This window comes from Nocardia sp., from assembly GCF_025465275.1.
In the GTDB taxonomy this organism is placed as follows: Bacteria; Actinomycetota; Actinomycetes; order Mycobacteriales; family Mycobacteriaceae; genus Nocardia.
In genome coordinates this window covers 42,717-57,769 of record NZ_JAODNK010000063.1, presented here as the reverse complement: position 1 = coordinate 57,769, position 15,053 = coordinate 42,717, and the positions used below count along the sequence as shown (strand labels likewise).

The window sequence follows — 15,053 nt, the reverse complement described above, 5'->3', positions numbered from 1 at the left end:
CCGGAAGCCTATCTAGTGGTCGCCTCAGGCACTATCCGGGCTGCCCCAACATTTCCCGGCGCGATGGACTCGTTCAATCGGGCGAGTGCTTCGGCCCGTTGCGCGCTCGCCTGTGCGGCCGCTTGCTGGCACGCCCAGAGGACCAGTTGCGACACCTCGGCGGGCGGCCGGGAGGTCACCGATTCGGCCAGCCACAGCCCTGTCAGCGCACCGTCGCCGTCCACTTCCGCGGTGACCGAACGGTCTTCGCTGGTGAATTGCCCGCGCACTCGGCCGAGCTCGTACAGCGTGGCCTCGAGCGCTTCGAGCCGGTCGGCGACACCGCTCACCAGTGCCTTCATCTCGTCGCTCATGCCCGGCCCAGCCAGCTCGCCGGGCCGGTGTCGGCATCGTCGAGCCGATCGAGTTCGTCGACCGCGGCCCGGCGGGTGGGGAGGCCGAGCCGATCGAGTAGTTCGTCCGGCAGGCCGGCCTCGGCCAGTAGTTCGCGGCGGCGGGATTTGGCGACCAGGGCGGAGCGTTTGCTCAGCCGGAGAATTTCGTCGGCGAGAGCCTGTGCGCCGTAACGGTATTCACCGCGCTCGAAACGCACCTGCACCGGCATGCCCTGATCGGTGGCATGCACGGTGACGGTGCCGGCGCGATTGCTGCTCGCCGCCACCGTGACTTTGGGAACCTCCGGCGCCGTGACCTTGGGAACCTCCGGCGCCGTGACTCTCGGAATCTCTGGCTGCGTCATGCCTGCCTCCTCCGGGCGGTTCCGGCGACTCAGGCGGTGGGCCTGTAGAAGCCGAGGAACCGTTCTCCCATGTTCTCCGTCCGAATCGGACCCGTCTGGACGGGATCGCCCGCCTCCACCAATTGACCGTTGCCGATCACCATCGCCACATGCCCGTCCCACACCGCCAGATCGCCGGGCATCAAGTCCCCTGGATCGACCTGTAGATGCCCGTAACCCTGTTCCTGCGCCAAACGCGGCAACCGAACCCCCGCCTGTGCGTACGCCCACTGCGTCAATCCGCTGCAATCGAGACCGGCACCCGGTGTGGTGCCGCCCCAGACGTACGGCGTCCCGACCGCGCTGAGCGCATTACGCACCGCATCGGCGGCCTGCTGGTTCGGGGCTTCCACGGTACTGCCGTCGGGCAGCGTGAGCTTCACCCCGGTCCCGGCGGGCCGGGTGCCCAGCGTGGTCCGGTGGGTTCTGGCAGTGGTGTGCGGCGACGAATCACCCACCGAAGCCGCGACCGTGGACAGCCCGCTGCCGACCAGCGCGGCCCCGGACTCCAGCACCTTCCCGCCGGATGCGGCATAGCCCGAACCGGCCTGCTGCGCCCCGCCGAATCCTGGATCGACAGCCGCCGCGACGACCGCCGGAGCGGTGCCGTGCGTGGCGGCCGCAGCTCCGGCGGGCGGGGTCACCGCAGCCGCGGCCAGCGGCGGAACCGGTGGCGGCGCGACCAATTCGCCCATCGCCGCGGTCTCGGATTCGAGCTCCGCCCGCACCCGCTCGACCACATGCAGCGCTCGCCCCAGATGGTCCAGAGCAGACCTGACGATGAGTGCCGCAGAGGGTCCGGCTCCCGCCGCCCCCAGCCCCTCGGCCGAATCCAGAAACGACCGCAGCACCTTCGCCAGTTCCCGCTGTCCGGCCGCTATCGCGCCGCCCGCCCGATCCAGCACCTCCGCTATCGACTGCCCGTGATCGGAGACCGTGGCCGCACTCGTCTGCACCCGCAGCGCCTTGTCCATGGCCGCATCCCCAGCGCGCCCGCGCCACGAGTCGTACATCCCGTCGACCCCCGAACGCCCCGCTGAATGCACCCCGTCCACAGCCCCCGAAGTCTCCCGAAGCGCATCGACCGCACCCCGGGCCTCCCCGCTTCCAAAACTGGCCAGCAACTCCACAATCGGCCGCGCCAGCCCCTCCACATCCACCCCGGTGCTCATTCGTCCACTCCCATCCAGAGCACGGCACAGATCTGCCGCGGCATTTTCTTGCCCAAGGCGTGACGGCGACCGTTGTGCGTATGGAATCTCGCGCTGCGCACTTCCGCCGAGATCGGTGTGCGCCGCGCAGTACCGGTCCGCGTGGTCGCTGTGCGCGGAATATGGCGCATCGCATCGAATGCTGTGCTCATTCGCCGAGTTCCGGCGTAGCGGCTTGCAAGGCGGTGGCGTAGGTCGTGTCGGTGGCGACGTAGGTGGTTGCGGCGCCGGTGGTGGCGGCGCCGAGGGTGGTCAGGACGGCGGCGAGGGAGGTGAGGGTGGTGAGGTGGCCGGTGTGGGCGGCTCGGTAGGTGGTGAGGAAATCGCTGCCGATGAGACCGAAGGCGGGGGCGAGTAGGAGGGGGTCGGCGGCTGCGGTGCGCGCAGCGGCCGCGGCGAGGGCGGCGGCCATGGTGGTGGCCGTGCTCGCGTAGGTGGTCAGGCCTGGTGGATCGATCGAGATCCGGTGCATGGATGCCCCCATCGTGCCGGTCGCTGGCTGATTACGTTCTGCAAGAGATTGGACGCGCGGTGCGGGGCGGCGGTTCCGGGCCGGTGGGAATCTGCGGGCTCGAACCGCGAATCAGCTGCACTGACCTATCGTTTTCTTATGCGCACTGACATCGTGGACCACCCGCTCGCTGCGGCATTGCTCACCACCATGCGCGATGCGCGCACCAGTAACCCGACATTCCGGGCGGCGCTGCGTGATCTGACCGGGCTGCTCGTCTACGAAGCCATGCGCGACGCACCCGTGACCAGGTTCCCCATCGCGACCCCGGTCGCGGCCGCCGAGGGCACCTGCCTCGCCTCCCCGCCGCTCCTGGTCCCGGTCCTGCGCGCCGGCCTCGGCATGGTGGAGACCGCGGAGAATCTGATCCCCGATGCCCGAATCGGTTTTGTCGGCGTCGCCCGCGACGAGACCACCCACCAGCCGACCCCGTATATGGAGTCGCTGCCCGAGGACCTCGCGGACACCCCCGTCATCGTCTTGGACCCCATGCTCGCCACCGGCGGCTCGATGGTCTTCACCCTGGACCTGCTGGCCACCCGAAATGCCCGCGACATCACCGTCATCTGCGTGGTCGCCGCCCCCGAAGGCATTGCCGCCCTGGAGAAGTCGGGGCATCCGGTGCGCCTGGTCACCGCTTCCATCGACCGGGGACTCAATTCCGACGCCTATATCGTCCCGGGTCTGGGCGATGCCGGGGACCGCCAATTCGGTCCCCGCTGAACGGAATTCACCGCCGAATCCGAAGGGGTCAGAAGCCGAACGAACCCGTGCCGTTCTGCGGGCCGGTGGCGGGGCCGCCCCGGCCGCCGTCGATGGCCCAGGTGCCGCAGTGCGAGGTCGCGAAGGTGGTGTCCTGGGACGTGATTCGCACGGTCTGGTTGCCATTGCCGCCATCACCGCGTTCGATGATGTCGCCGTCGGCGCCGAGCCGGACCCACTGGCAATCCGGTGCGGGGTTGTGCGTGGTGTAGTAACCCGCCGAAATATCGGTGTTCACCGTGTAGGGGCCGTCGTGATCCATGACGGAACCCGCTGCGGAAGCGGTTCCGGCGGTACCCAGCACGGCCGCCGCGGCGACTCCGAATCCGGTGAGCCACAGGGAATTACGCATATGCGGACAATCCTTTCATCGGTCTGACAGTCCCGGTCCACGCTAGTGTCCGGCGGGTAACCGGTATAGCCCCAGAATTGCGGGGTTCGCAGCGAACCCAGCGTTCAGAGTTTTTCGCAGAACGCCCGGATCTCGGAGAGCTGTTGCGCGGCGGCGGCTTTCGCAGCACCTAGATCGGCGTCCGTGGCGACCGGGTGGACAACCTCCACATAGCATTTGAGTTTCGGCTCGGTGCCGGACGGCCGGATCACCACCCGTAGCGATTCACCCTCGAAAACCAGTGCGTCGGTGCGCATCTGCCCGCGCAGCTGCGACATATCGGTGCAGGCCACCGCTTCTCCGGCAATCTCGGCAGGCGGATTCTCGCGCAGCCGGTCCACCACGGCGGCCGCCTCCGCCGCATCGGCGAGCCGCAGCGATATCTGATCACCCGCATGCACGCCGAATTCGATTGCGTAACCGTCGAGTACCTCGTCCACGGTGCGCCCGGCCGCCTTCAGCTGGGCGACCAGATCGGCGGCCAGCACGGCAGCCGAAATCCCGTCCTTGTCCCGCACGGCAACCGGATCCACACAGTGTCCGATGGCCTCCTCGTAGGCATACACCAGCCCGTCGCCCGCCCGCGCCAGCCATTTGAAACCGGTGAGGGTCTCGGCATAGCGCGCGCCCCGGGCCGCGGCCAACTTGCTCAACAGCCTGGACGACACGATCGTGGTGGCCACCAGCGACTCCGGGGCGGCGGTCCGCAGCATGAAATCGCCCAGCAGCACCCCGGTCTCATCGCCCCGCAGCATGCGCCACCCCGTCGGCCCGCGCACCCCCACCGCGCACCGATCCGCATCCGGATCCAGCGCAATGGCGATGTCCGCATCGAGCCGCTCGGCCAATGCCAGCAATAGATCCGAGGCCCCCGGCTCCTCCGGATTGGGGAACGCCACCGTCGGAAATTCCGGATCAGGCGTGAATTGCTCTGCCACCACCAGCACTTCGGTGAACCCGGCCGCCCGCAATGCCGCAACGCCCGGCTCGCCACCCACCCCGTGCATCGCCGTCAGCACCACCCGAATATCAGCCCGTGCTGCCGAGCCGCCGATGAGTTCGGGCAGGGTGGCGACCCGGGCCAGGTAGCGGCGCAGGATTTCCATGCCCATGTCCTCGATGGTGGCGGTCGCCGCGAGGCCGAGGGTCGCCGGATCCGGTGCTGTCGCAGTGGGATCGGAGCGGGGGATGCGGCCCCGGACCGCGTCGATGCACTGCTCGATTTCGGCGTCGGCGGGCGGCACCAGCTGGGAGCCGCCGTCGAGGTAGAGCTTGTAGCCGTTATCGGTGGCGGGGTTGTGCGAGGCGGTGATCTGCACTCCCGCGACCGCGCCCAGTGCCCGCACCGCGTAGGCGACGATGGGGGTGGGCAGCGGCCGGGGGAGTTCCAGTACCGAGAAGCCCGCTGCCGCAAATACTTCCGCGGTCGCGCGCGCGAATTCGGCGGAGCCGTGCCGGGCGTCGCGTCCCACGATGACCAATCCGCCACCGAGACAGCGATTCCGGAGCCAGTCGGCAATGCCCGCACTGGCCCGCGTGACGGTGTCCACATTCATGCCGTCCGGACCGTCCTGCAGCGGTCCGCGCAGCCCGGCCGTCCCGAAGCGCAGCATGCCATCTCCTCAAAGCGTGTCGGCCACGACGATCCGGGCTCTGTACTACGGGCCTCTCGTCGTCACCGCAGCGTAAGCCGTGCGGCGGATCGTTCAGAGGGGTTCGAGAACTCCGTTCGGGGGCGTTCGAGAACTCCGTTCAGAGGCGTTCGAGAACTCCGCGCAGGAGCTTGCCCAATCGCGGTGCGGCGGCGTGCCCTTCGGCCAGCACCTCGGCGTGCGAGAGGTGCGCGCCGGTGACTCCGGCGGCCAGATTGGTGACCAGCGAGATGCCCAGCACCCGCGCTCCGGCGGCGCGGCAGGCAATGGCCTCCAGCACCGTGGACATACCCACCAGATCCGCGCCGATGGTGCGCAGCATGCGGATTTCGGCCGGGGTCTCGTACTGCGGTCCGGTGAGGCCCGCGTACACGCCCTCGGTCAGGCTGGGGTCGATATCGCGTGCCAGCGCGCGCAATTCGGGATCCCAGGCGTCGACCAGATCGACGAAGTTCGCCCCGGTGACAGGCGTGCGCCCGGTGAGATTGAGGTGATCGCTGATCAGTACGGGCTCGCCGACGGAGAGCCCGTCCCGAATCCCGCCCGCGGCATTGGTGAGCAGCACGGTCTGCGCGCCCGCGGCAATCGCGGTGCGCACATTGTGGACAACCTGGGCGGGCTCGTAACCCTCGTACAGGTGCTGGCGTCCCATGAGCAACAGCACCGGCGCGTCATTCACGAGCACGGAGTGGATGGTGCCCTGGTGCCCCTGGGCGGTCGGCGAGCCGAAGCCCGGAACCTCACCCATGGGGACGGAGGTGGCGGGCTCACCGATTTCGGCGGCGGCTTCCTGCCATCCGGATCCGAGCACCACCGCGACCCGGTGGTTCTTTACTCCCGTACGTTCGGCTATCGCCTCCGCGGCGGCCTGTTCGGCTAGCATGTCGCCCACCCTAGTCGCAGGCGATCATCGGTGCGATGGCACGGCGTGGACCTGCCGGTTTCGCACCTTTTTCAGCTTTCGCAAAGCTCGCGAAGCAATGGCTACCCGCGAGTAGGTGTGCGTCCGCGCCCCCGCTAATCTGCACTCATGCCGTATTTGAAGCGTGATGGGGATGTGTTCGTCCTGTACCTCGGTGCCGAGGGCCAGAACATCGACAGCGAGAACCGCTTCCATCCCGATCTGATCACCGAGCTCCACGCGCTGCTCGACGAGGTCGAGGCCTCCGAGGGCCCGGCCGCGCTGGTCGTCACCGCCAACGGCAAGTTCTTCAGCAATGGCCTCGATACCGATTGGCTGTTCGGCAATTTCGACAAGAACTGCTGGTACCTCGACCGCGTGCACTCGCTGTACACCCGCCTGCTCGGCTTCCAGATGCCGACCGTCGCCGCGGTGAACGGGCACGCCTTCGGTGCGGGCGCCATGCTGGCCACCTCCTGCGATTTCCGCATCATGCGCGCCGACCGCGGCTACTGGTGCCTGCCCGAGGTGCACCTGGGCATGCCTTTCACGGTCGCCATGAATGCGCTGGTCACCGGCCGCCTCACCAATCAGGTGGCGGTCGAGGCCATGACCACCGGCCGCCGCTACGGCGCCGACGACGCCCTCGCCGCCCGGATCGTGGACGGCAAGGCCGACGCGGAGTCGCTGCTCGCCACCGCGGTCGCGCAGGCCGACGCGCTCAAGGGCAATCGCAAGCCCAATCTGCCGGTCATCAAGCGGGCCCTGCATCAGCACATCCTGGCGGGCCTCGCGGTCGAGACCACCCCGGAGAACCTGGCCTTCAACCCGGCCTGAGCCCGGGCGAAATGCCGACGGGTTGCTCGGAACGTGACAACTGATCTCGTTCGGTCCGGTAACTCGTCGGGTACGTCCAAAATCGGTGTCGTCCCTGACCGCGGGCACGCGTGCACGGCGGCTAACGGCTCCAAAGCTGCGCGCCAAAGTTACGGGGAGGCGGGACAGTGTAAGACTGTGTCTTATGCCACCATCGCGCAGCGGCGATGACCGGAAAATTTGCACATCCAGTGAACGGCACTCGGCGTCTGTGTCGGCGTTGAATGCTGCGCCGTCCAATCTTGCTGTGTCGCCTTTGAATACGACTACGGCGTCTGCCTCCGACGCTGCCATCGCTGACGCCCGCGAGCAGTTGATCGCACTCTCGCACTCGATTCACGCCGAGCCGGAGCTCGCTTTCGAGGAATTCCGCAGCGTAGCCAAGACCATCGAGCCCCTGCGCGAACGCGGCTTCCGCATCGAAACCGGTGTGGCCGATCTGAAGACCGCCTTCTCCGCCGAATTCGGCACCGGTGAGCTGGTGGTCGCGATCTGCGCCGAATACGACGCACTGCCAGAAATCGGACATGCGTGCGGGCACAACATCATTGCCGCCTCCGCGGTCGGCGCGGCGCTGGGGCTGGCCGCGGTCGCCGATGCCTGCGGTATCACCGTGAAGTTGCTCGGCACGCCCGCTGAGGAGAGCGGCGGCGGCAAGGTGCTCATGCTCGAGCGTGGCGTCTTCGACGATGTGGCCATGGCGCTCATGGTGCATCCGGGTCCGGAGGATATCGCCGGTGCGCATTCGCTCGCGCTGGCCGATCTGTCGGTGACCTACCGCGGCCGCGAATCGCATGCCAGCGCCGCGCCGCAGCACGGCCGAAACGCCGGGGACGCCGTCACTATCGCGCAAGTTGCCCTCGGTTTGCTCCGTCAACATCTCAGCCCCGGACAGCAGCTGCACGGTATAGTCGCGTCCGGCGGCGTAGCCCCCAATATCGTGCCCGGCCATGCGGAACTGCTGTATTACCTACGGGCAGTCGACTCCGCGAGCCTCGATGATCTGATGCAACGCGCATCGGCCTGTTTCGAGGCAGGCGCCCTCGCGACCGGATGTACCCATGACATTCGGAAGCTCGCGCCGACATATACCGAGCTCACGCCCGACAGCGCACTACTGTGTGCCTATCGCGAGCAGATCCGCGATCTCGGACGCGAGCCCATTGCCCCGGAACTCGAGGCCGCGCGGCCGCTTGGTTCTACGGATATGGGCAATGTCACCAATGTGATTCCCGGCATCCACCCGGTCATCGGCATCGACGCCGGGGGAGCGGTGACCCACCAGCCGGCGTTCGCGGCTGCTGCGGTGAACGTCTCCGCTGATCGAGCTGTCATCGATGGGGCAACGGCTTTGGCCCGCACCGCGATACAGATCGCAGGGGACGAATTTCATAGGGACAGGTTGTCGGAACGAGTCATGCAACGGCAGTTTCTTCGACAGGAGGACATTCGGTGAGCACAACCGGCCGGTCCACGGTGCGAGCATCGGGCCCCGAGGCGGCAGCTTGCGTAACCACGCAGGTCCACGCGAGTACCGTGGTGGATTCTGCGCGAGCGACGCTGGATACCGCCAGGGCTACGGGACCGTTAGCGGCCTGTAAGCCGGAAGGGGTTGCGAGCGTCGTGACGGGCAGCGCGGTGGGGGTCGATATGGGCTTTGAAATGGGCACGGTGAGTGTTGATATGGCTGAAATACCCGATGGTGAGATCAGTGGTCGAGACGTCGTGGACGCGTGGCTCGCCGAGCACGCGGACGACCTGGTTTCTTGGCGCCGGCACATCCACGCCAACCCGGAGCTGTCTCGCGCCGAGTTCGGTACCACCGAATTCATTGAAACCTGGCTGGTCAAGGCCGGTCTCGAGCCGCGCAAGCTACCGAACGGCACCGGCCTGATCTGCGATATCGGCCCGGACACCCCGCGCATCGGCCTGCGCGCCGATATGGACGCACTGCCGCTGCAGGAGTACACCGGCCTGCCGTTCGCCTCGACGGTGCCCGGCGTCTCGCATGCCTGTGGCCACGATGCGCACACCACGATCCTGCTCGGTACCGCCTTGGCGCTGGCCGAAGTTCCGAACCTTCCGGTCGGTGTGCGGCTGGTGTTCCAGCCCGCCGAAGAGGTCATGCCCGGCGGCGCCATCGATATGGTCGCCGCGGGCGCGATGGAAGACGTCTCGCGAATGTTCGCGGTGCACTGCGACCCTCGGCTCGAGGTCGGGCGGGTAGGTATTCGCGTCGGCGCCATCACCTCGGCGGCGGACACCGTCGAACTGGTCCTGGATTCGCCGGGCGGCCACACCTCGCGCCCGCACCTCACCAGTGATCTGGTGTACGCCATCGGCACCGTCATCACCGGCCTGCCGGGTCTGCTGAGCCGCCGTATCGACCCGCGTACCAGCACCGTCATGGTGTGGGGTGCGGTGTCGGCGGGCAAGGCGCCCAACGCGATTCCGCAGACCGGCATGCTCACCGGCACCGTTCGTACCGGCGATCACGCCACCTGGTCGCTGCTCGAGCCCATGGTGCGCGAGATCGTCGAGGGCCTGCTCGCCCCCACGGGCGTGCGCTGGCAGCTCAACTACAAGCGCGGCGTGCCCCCGGTCGTGAACGACGAACTGGCCGTGCGCATGTTCGAGGAGGCCATCCGCGAGGTCGGCCCCGATGCCCTCGCCGATACCCAGCAGTCCGGCGGCGGCGAGGACTTCTCCTGGTACCTGGAAGAGGTCCCGGGAGCCATGGCCCGCCTCGGCGTCTGGTCCGGCCAGGGCGAACAACTCGACCTGCACCAGCCCACCTTCGATATCGACGAGCGCGCCCTCGCCGTGGGCGTCCGCGTCATGACGAACATCGTGCTGAACGCGTACTGACCTACGCCTTCACCGGAAAACAAAACGCTGGGCCGCACCCGAGGGTGCGGCCCAGCTTCGTATGAATTCAGCTTCGTATGAATGCTGATAGCGAGCAATGAAGTCGATGGTGACCGGGAACTGTCAGGGCCCGAAGGTGCCCGGCCCGACGTTCTTGCTGTTGCGGGTGCGGAGGGCGTGCACGTATTCGCCGGGGGCACCGGCCTTTTCGGCGCCTTCGGCGATCACTCCCAGATAGCGGGCCGAGGGTAGGCCGCCCTCGTAGGCGTCCAGGACGTACAACCAGGCGAGCACCGGCTGCGTGGCATTGCCCTGACTGGGTGTGACGCGGAGCCGGATCTTCTTGTGGATGCCGAAGTCCGAGCCCTCCCAGCGGTCCAGGCTCGCCTCGTCCTCACCAGGTACGTCGTACAGGACGACGAATACCCGTGAGCCGGGCTCCTCGACCACGGTGGCAAGCGGTCCCTCCCAGCCGATGTCGTCCCCGGCGAAGGTCAGGCGCCAACCCTCCAGCCAGCCGGTTCCGGACACAGGGGAGTGCGGACAGCGCTTGAGCATCTGCTCGGGATCCATGTTGGACCCGTAGGCGGCGTAAATCGGCACTGTGAGAGCGTATCGAACAATCCCCGGCAACCTCCCCCGATCCCGATCCTCAGCGGTTCGCGAGTAGTTCGGCCGGTCCCTCCGGACCTGCTCCGACCGTGATCGAGACGGTCGCGGAATGTGACGAAGCCGTCTCCAGATGCGGTTCCAGCTGCGCGGACCTGAGCCGATAACGTTGGGGTGCGGCATCGGAGATCCCGATAGCCCACCCAGAAGCGAGGGAACAATGACCCGCATTGCGATCATCGGAGGCGGCCCCGCCGGTTACGAAGCGGCATTGGTCGCCGCACAGCACGGGGCGCCGGTCACGCTGATCGACAGTGACGGCATCGGCGGAGCCTGTGTGCTCTGGGACTGTGTGCCCTCGAAGACCTTCATCGCCTCCACCGGCGTGCGCACCGATCTGCGCCGCGCCCGCGACCTCGGCATCACCGTGCATCCCTCGCAGGCGCAGGTGAGTCTGGGCGAGGTGAATTCGCGCGTGAAGGCGCTCGCGCAGGCGCAGTCCTCCGATATCAAGGTCAAGTTGCAGGCCGCCGGCGTGACCGTGCTGGCCGGCCACGGCGAGCTCATCGACCAGGCGCCGGGCCTGGCCACCCACCTGGTGAAGGCGACCCTCGCAGACGGGCAGCAGCAGGTGATCGAGGCCGAGGTGGTACTCATTGCCACCGGCGCCAGCCCGCGCGTGCTGGAGGGCGCTGAGCCGGACGGCGAGCGCATCCTGAACTGGCGCCAGCTCTACGACCTCAAGGAACTGCCCGAGACGCTCGTGGTGGTCGGTTCCGGCGTGACCGGCGCCGAATTCGTCTCCGCCTATACCGAAATGGGCGTGCAGGTGAAGTTGGTCTCCAGCCGCGACCGCGTGCTGCCCGGCGAGGATGCCGATGCCGCGCTGGTGCTGGAGGACGCGCTCGCCGAACGCGGTGTGGAACTGGTCAAGCACGCGCGCGCCGATGCGGTCGAGCGCACCGCCGACGGCATCGTGGTGAAGCTGTCCGACGGCCGCACGGTGACCGGCTCGCATGCGCTCATGACCGTCGGCTCGGTGCCCAATACCCAGAATCTCGGCCTGGCTCGCCTGGGCATCGAGCTGGACAAGGGCGGATACCTGCGTGTGGACCGGGTTTCGCGCACCACCGCCACCGGTGTGTACGCGGCCGGTGACTGCACCGGACTGCTGCCGCTGGCCTCTGTGGCCGCCATGCAGGGCCGAATTGCCATGTACCACGCACTCGGTGAGGGTGTGCAGCCCATTCGCCTGAAAACCGTTGCCTCCGCGGTGTTCACACGTCCGGAGATCGCCACCGTCGGCGTCAGCCAGACCGCCATCGACAATGGTGAGGTCCCGGCCCGCACGGTCATGCTGCCGCTCAACACCAATCCGCGCGCCAAGATGTCGGGGCTGCGCCGGGGTTTCGTGAAGATCTTCTGCCGTCCGGCCACCGGGGTGGTCATCGGCGGAGTAGTGGTGGCGCCCATCGCTTCCGAGCTCATCCTGCCAATCGCCCTTGCGGTGCAGAACAATCTGACCGTCAACGATCTTGCGCAGACCTTCTCGGTCTATCCTTCGCTGACCGGTTCCGTCACGGAGGCCGCGCGCCAGCTCATGCGGCACGACGATCTCGACTGACGGATGAACTTCCGGTGATGTGAGGGGCTTCGCCTTGCCCCACTTACGCCGGTGTGATTCACTTCGCGACGGGAAGCGATCGGCAGGGCGATCGCGAGAATGTCGGTGGGTCAACCCTTTCCGGGTCAGCCGGTGTACAGCTCGTACTCGCCCGCACGTCCGTTCGTGGTGATGAGGGACGAAGGAATAGGGCGAAAAGTGAAGCACCGCAAGCCGAATCGGATCAAGGCCACCACCTCCCTGTCGCTGGTGGGCGCGGCCGCCGTGGTCAGCCTCCTGGGCAGTCCTGCGAATGCGGCCCCCGCCGACCCGGGCGCGGTCCCGGCGGCCCCCGGGCAGCAGCCGAGCACCGACGGTCAGCCGGGCGCCACCGATGGTAGCCAGGCGGCGGCACCGACGACCGAGCAGCCTGTCCCCGTCGACCCCAAGATCGGGTCGATCCCGGCGCCCAAGCCGGATACCACCAAACCGGACGCCACCAAGCCACAGCCGAGCCAGCCGGGTGTCACCACCCCCGGTTCGCCCAAGCCGGATACCAACGCGCCCGCGGGTGACGCCCCGACGGACGGCACCACGCCCAAGCCCGATACGCAGCCGGCCGGTGTCGCGCCGCAGGACGGTCCGAAGTCGAAGCCGACGCAGCCGGGTGTGACCGTGCCGCGCGTCGCGCCGCTGCCGGTGCCCGGCCAGACGGTGCCCGCCATTCCGGTGCAGGTGCCCAATCAGCCGAACCAGCAGACGGTTCCGGGTCAGGCGAACCAGCCGGCCAAGCCGGGTACCACGCAGCCGGACACGGTCGCCCCGACCCAGCCGGATACCACCTCGGTGGACACGCTGACCGGTGAGCCGACCGTGCAGAAGCCGCAGTGGCAGTCCCCGGCCGTCGAGACCGCCCCGGCCGCGCCGGTGGTCGCGATGACCGGTCCGCACACCGAGATCGGTGCGAACGTCGACGGCGGTGTCGCGCTGCCCGGCTGGGCCGCCAACACCCACCACTTCAGCAATCTGGACGGTTACGTCGGCACCATCGGCTACACCACGCCGGGTGGTACCGGTGAGGCCGGTGTGTCGATGGACTACACCACGGTCAACCAGATCAAGGTGACGGCCTTCGCCAGCGCGGGCGCCGGCGATGATCGCAAGCTCGAATTCGTGCTCGACAGCACCGGCGCCAATGCCGCCAAGGCGGACGCCGAGAACTTCGTGCGCCTGCTCCCCGGTGGCGGCACCATCCTGGACGCGCTCGGCCAGATTGGTAAGCTCCCCGAGGGGGATATCCCCGGCCAGACCTCCGACGTCGGCGGTGTGACCACGCAGTTGGGTGGTTCGGTCCAGTACTGAGCGAAACCGGCCGAATTTATTGCCGGCGGAGAGTTGAAATTCGGTGCCGGCAGGAGTTGAGTCGTCGCGTGGGGCGGTCGTAAACGACCGCCCCACGCGTGTGTGGCGAAAGGACGGGTGATGGATTCCGGCAAGGACGAGTCGGCGGACCGCCCCGAGGCCACTCCCGGCGCCGAACCGGCGCCCCGGGGAGCGCACGAGCCGCCGCAGGACGGGGCTCCGCAGGCGGACTCGGGATCGCCGTTCGGGTCCGGGCCGGGAGCCGTCGGCGGATCCGACTTCGGGCCGCCGCTCTCGGAATTCGGCCCGTCGCTGAACGAATTCGGGCCGCCGATCTCGGTATTCGGCCCGACGACCGATACCTACAGTGTGCAGGGGAACGACTTCGGTGCGCCGCTGAACGAGTTCGGTTCGGCAGCACCGGGTTTCGGTGCACCGCCGAGCGATTTCGGTGCCGAGGCCGGTGCGCCCGGGTGGGCGCCGCCGGCGGTCCCGGCCAGCCCCGAGCTGGCGTGGCGGCCGGCCGGCGGCGAATATCTGGCGCCGGACTCCTCGGTGCCGCCGTCGCAGGACACGACCGGTGACGATGCGTTGTACGGCACTGAATTCGGCGACCCAGAGAGCGTCGAGGAGACCGTGCGCTACAACGTCGAACCGGCCCCGCCCGCCAAGAAACCGTCGGCGGGCTGGGCTCGGGGCGGTGGCATCAGTACCGCCGCGTTCGCCGGGCGGGAATCGGCGTGGCTGCGTTCCGCCGATGCCGGAATGCCTCCGGACGCACCGGAATCGGCTGCGCCGCAGCAGGAATCGCTGTCGTGGGCGGACGATCCCATCGGCCGCATGCTGATGCCCAAGAAGACCGAGCCGAAATCGGAGTCGCTGTCCTGGGCCGACGATCCGATCGCACAGCGATTGGCTCCGAAATCTGCTGCGCCGCAGGACAAGCCGAAGACGTCGCGGAAGCCGATCCTGATCGGCGCTGGTGTCGTGGTGGTACTGGCCGCCGTTGCGGCGGTGGTGGTCGCACTCACCGGTGGCGGGGACAAGTCCGATTCGGCGGCCGCCTCCTCCAATTCCGACGGCTTGGTGACGACCGCCGCCCCCACCACGGTGGCCGCGCTGAGCTGCCCGACCAAGCGGGACGGCCCACTGACTATCGGTAATGGCGCGGGCGGTACCGAGACCGGCGCGGATGCCATCCTCGGCTTCCAGCACGCCTTTTATTCGGACCGCAATGGTGTGAAGGCCCGCGCCTTCGTCGCCCCCGATGCGGCCAATGTGTCTCAGGCCGACACGATTCAGCAGGCGATCAATGACGTGATCCCGATCGGCACCAGCTACTGCCTGCGCATTACCGACGCGGGCCCGGACGTCTACGACGCCGACCTCACCGAGCACCGCCCCGACGGCACCACCACGGTCTACCGCCAGCACATCCTCACTGTGAACAAAGACGGCAAACACCTGATCTTCGCCATCGACGAGCGCTGACACCCACTGCGGCAGTCGAGGTCGGGGCCGGCTCTGCG

Annotated in this window: 16 protein-coding genes; 7 read left to right on the top strand and 9 right to left on the bottom strand. The window is 68.0% G+C overall.

Annotation, left to right across the window (positions count from 1 at the left end; all coding sequences use genetic code 11):
* Positions 1 to 8: 8 nt before the first annotated feature.
* From JWN03_RS14485 to JWN03_RS14465, 5 genes are read right to left on the bottom strand one after another with little or no spacing between them, the layout of a single operon-like run.
* Positions 9 to 353, bottom strand: a complete 345-nt coding sequence (locus JWN03_RS14485; protein WP_297614623.1) for a YbaB/EbfC family nucleoid-associated protein — start codon at positions 351 to 353, stop codon at positions 9 to 11.
* Positions 350 to 739: a hypothetical protein gene (locus JWN03_RS14480; RefSeq protein WP_297614622.1), complete on the bottom strand. Its 390-nt coding sequence runs from the start codon at positions 737 to 739 to the stop codon at positions 350 to 352. The genes JWN03_RS14485 and JWN03_RS14480 overlap by 4 nt, the downstream gene beginning before the upstream one ends.
* Before the next feature lie 29 nt (positions 740 to 768).
* Complete coding sequence (locus tag JWN03_RS14475; RefSeq protein WP_297614620.1) at positions 769 to 1,950, bottom strand: NlpC/P60 family protein; 1,182 nt, start codon at positions 1,948 to 1,950, stop codon at positions 769 to 771.
* Complete coding sequence (locus tag JWN03_RS14470) at positions 1,947 to 2,141, bottom strand: hypothetical protein (RefSeq protein WP_297614618.1); 195 nt, start codon at positions 2,139 to 2,141, stop codon at positions 1,947 to 1,949. The genes JWN03_RS14475 and JWN03_RS14470 overlap by 4 nt, the downstream gene beginning before the upstream one ends.
* Positions 2,138 to 2,461 (bottom strand): type VII secretion target, encoded by a 324-nt coding sequence (locus JWN03_RS14465; protein ID WP_297614616.1) that lies wholly within the window; start codon positions 2,459 to 2,461, stop codon positions 2,138 to 2,140. The genes JWN03_RS14470 and JWN03_RS14465 overlap by 4 nt, the downstream gene beginning before the upstream one ends.
* A 138-nt stretch (positions 2,462 to 2,599) precedes the next feature.
* Between JWN03_RS14465 and upp the strand changes: the two genes are divergently transcribed.
* Positions 2,600 to 3,223 carry a uracil phosphoribosyltransferase gene (gene upp, locus JWN03_RS14460; RefSeq protein WP_297614614.1) on the top strand — a complete coding sequence of 208 codons (624 nt, stop codon included), beginning with the start codon at positions 2,600 to 2,602 and terminating at the stop codon, positions 3,221 to 3,223.
* A gap of 28 nt (positions 3,224 to 3,251) precedes the next feature.
* On the opposite strand, the gene JWN03_RS14455 is transcribed toward upp, so the two are convergent.
* The 3 genes from JWN03_RS14455 to JWN03_RS14445 all read right to left on the bottom strand — a co-directional run bounded on the left by JWN03_RS14455 (position 3,252) and on the right by JWN03_RS14445 (position 6,188).
* On the bottom strand, positions 3,252 to 3,614 hold the full coding sequence (locus tag JWN03_RS14455) for a hypothetical protein (RefSeq protein ID WP_297614612.1): 363 nt from the start codon (positions 3,612 to 3,614) through the stop codon (positions 3,252 to 3,254).
* A 104-nt stretch (positions 3,615 to 3,718) separates the two neighbouring features.
* Positions 3,719 to 5,266 carry a phospho-sugar mutase gene (locus tag JWN03_RS14450; RefSeq protein WP_297614610.1) on the bottom strand — a complete coding sequence of 516 codons (1,548 nt, stop codon included), beginning with the start codon at positions 5,264 to 5,266 and terminating at the stop codon, positions 3,719 to 3,721.
* A gap of 139 nt (positions 5,267 to 5,405) precedes the next feature.
* Positions 5,406 to 6,188, bottom strand: a complete 783-nt coding sequence (locus JWN03_RS14445) for a purine-nucleoside phosphorylase (RefSeq protein ID WP_297614608.1) — start codon at positions 6,186 to 6,188, stop codon at positions 5,406 to 5,408.
* Positions 6,189 to 6,335: 147 nt separating this feature from the next.
* Here JWN03_RS14445 and JWN03_RS14440 point away from each other — a divergent pair, with 147 nt between their 5' ends.
* From JWN03_RS14440 to JWN03_RS14430, 3 genes are all read left to right on the top strand, one after another.
* Complete coding sequence (locus JWN03_RS14440) at positions 6,336 to 7,043, top strand: enoyl-CoA hydratase/isomerase family protein (RefSeq protein ID WP_297614606.1); 708 nt, start codon at positions 6,336 to 6,338, stop codon at positions 7,041 to 7,043.
* A 286-nt stretch (positions 7,044 to 7,329) separates the two neighbouring features.
* On the top strand, positions 7,330 to 8,538 hold the full coding sequence (locus JWN03_RS14435; protein WP_441342987.1) for a M20 family metallopeptidase: 1,209 nt from the start codon (positions 7,330 to 7,332) through the stop codon (positions 8,536 to 8,538).
* 227 nt (positions 8,539 to 8,765) lie between these two features.
* On the top strand, positions 8,766 to 9,950 hold the full coding sequence (locus JWN03_RS14430) for a M20 family metallopeptidase (RefSeq protein WP_297614604.1): 1,185 nt from the start codon (positions 8,766 to 8,768) through the stop codon (positions 9,948 to 9,950).
* Between the two features lie 123 nt (positions 9,951 to 10,073).
* Here the strand turns inward: JWN03_RS14430 and JWN03_RS14425 are convergent, their stop codons facing one another.
* Complete coding sequence (locus JWN03_RS14425; protein WP_297614602.1) at positions 10,074 to 10,553, bottom strand: gamma-glutamylcyclotransferase; 480 nt, start codon at positions 10,551 to 10,553, stop codon at positions 10,074 to 10,076.
* A gap of 226 nt (positions 10,554 to 10,779) precedes the next feature.
* Here JWN03_RS14425 and JWN03_RS14420 point away from each other — a divergent pair, with 226 nt between their 5' ends.
* The 3 genes from JWN03_RS14420 (at position 10,780) to JWN03_RS14410 (ending at position 15,015) form a co-directional block, all read left to right on the top strand.
* Positions 10,780 to 12,183, top strand: a complete 1,404-nt coding sequence (locus JWN03_RS14420) for an NAD(P)H-quinone dehydrogenase (protein WP_297614601.1) — start codon at positions 10,780 to 10,782, stop codon at positions 12,181 to 12,183.
* Between the two features lie 198 nt (positions 12,184 to 12,381).
* A complete protein-coding gene (locus JWN03_RS14415) occupies positions 12,382 to 13,524 on the top strand; it encodes a hypothetical protein (RefSeq protein WP_297614599.1) in 1,143 nt (380 codons plus the stop codon).
* A 120-nt stretch (positions 13,525 to 13,644) separates the two neighbouring features.
* Positions 13,645 to 15,015 (top strand): hypothetical protein, encoded by a 1,371-nt coding sequence (locus JWN03_RS14410; protein ID WP_297614597.1) that lies wholly within the window; start codon positions 13,645 to 13,647, stop codon positions 15,013 to 15,015.
* Positions 15,016 to 15,053: the final 38 nt, after the last annotated feature.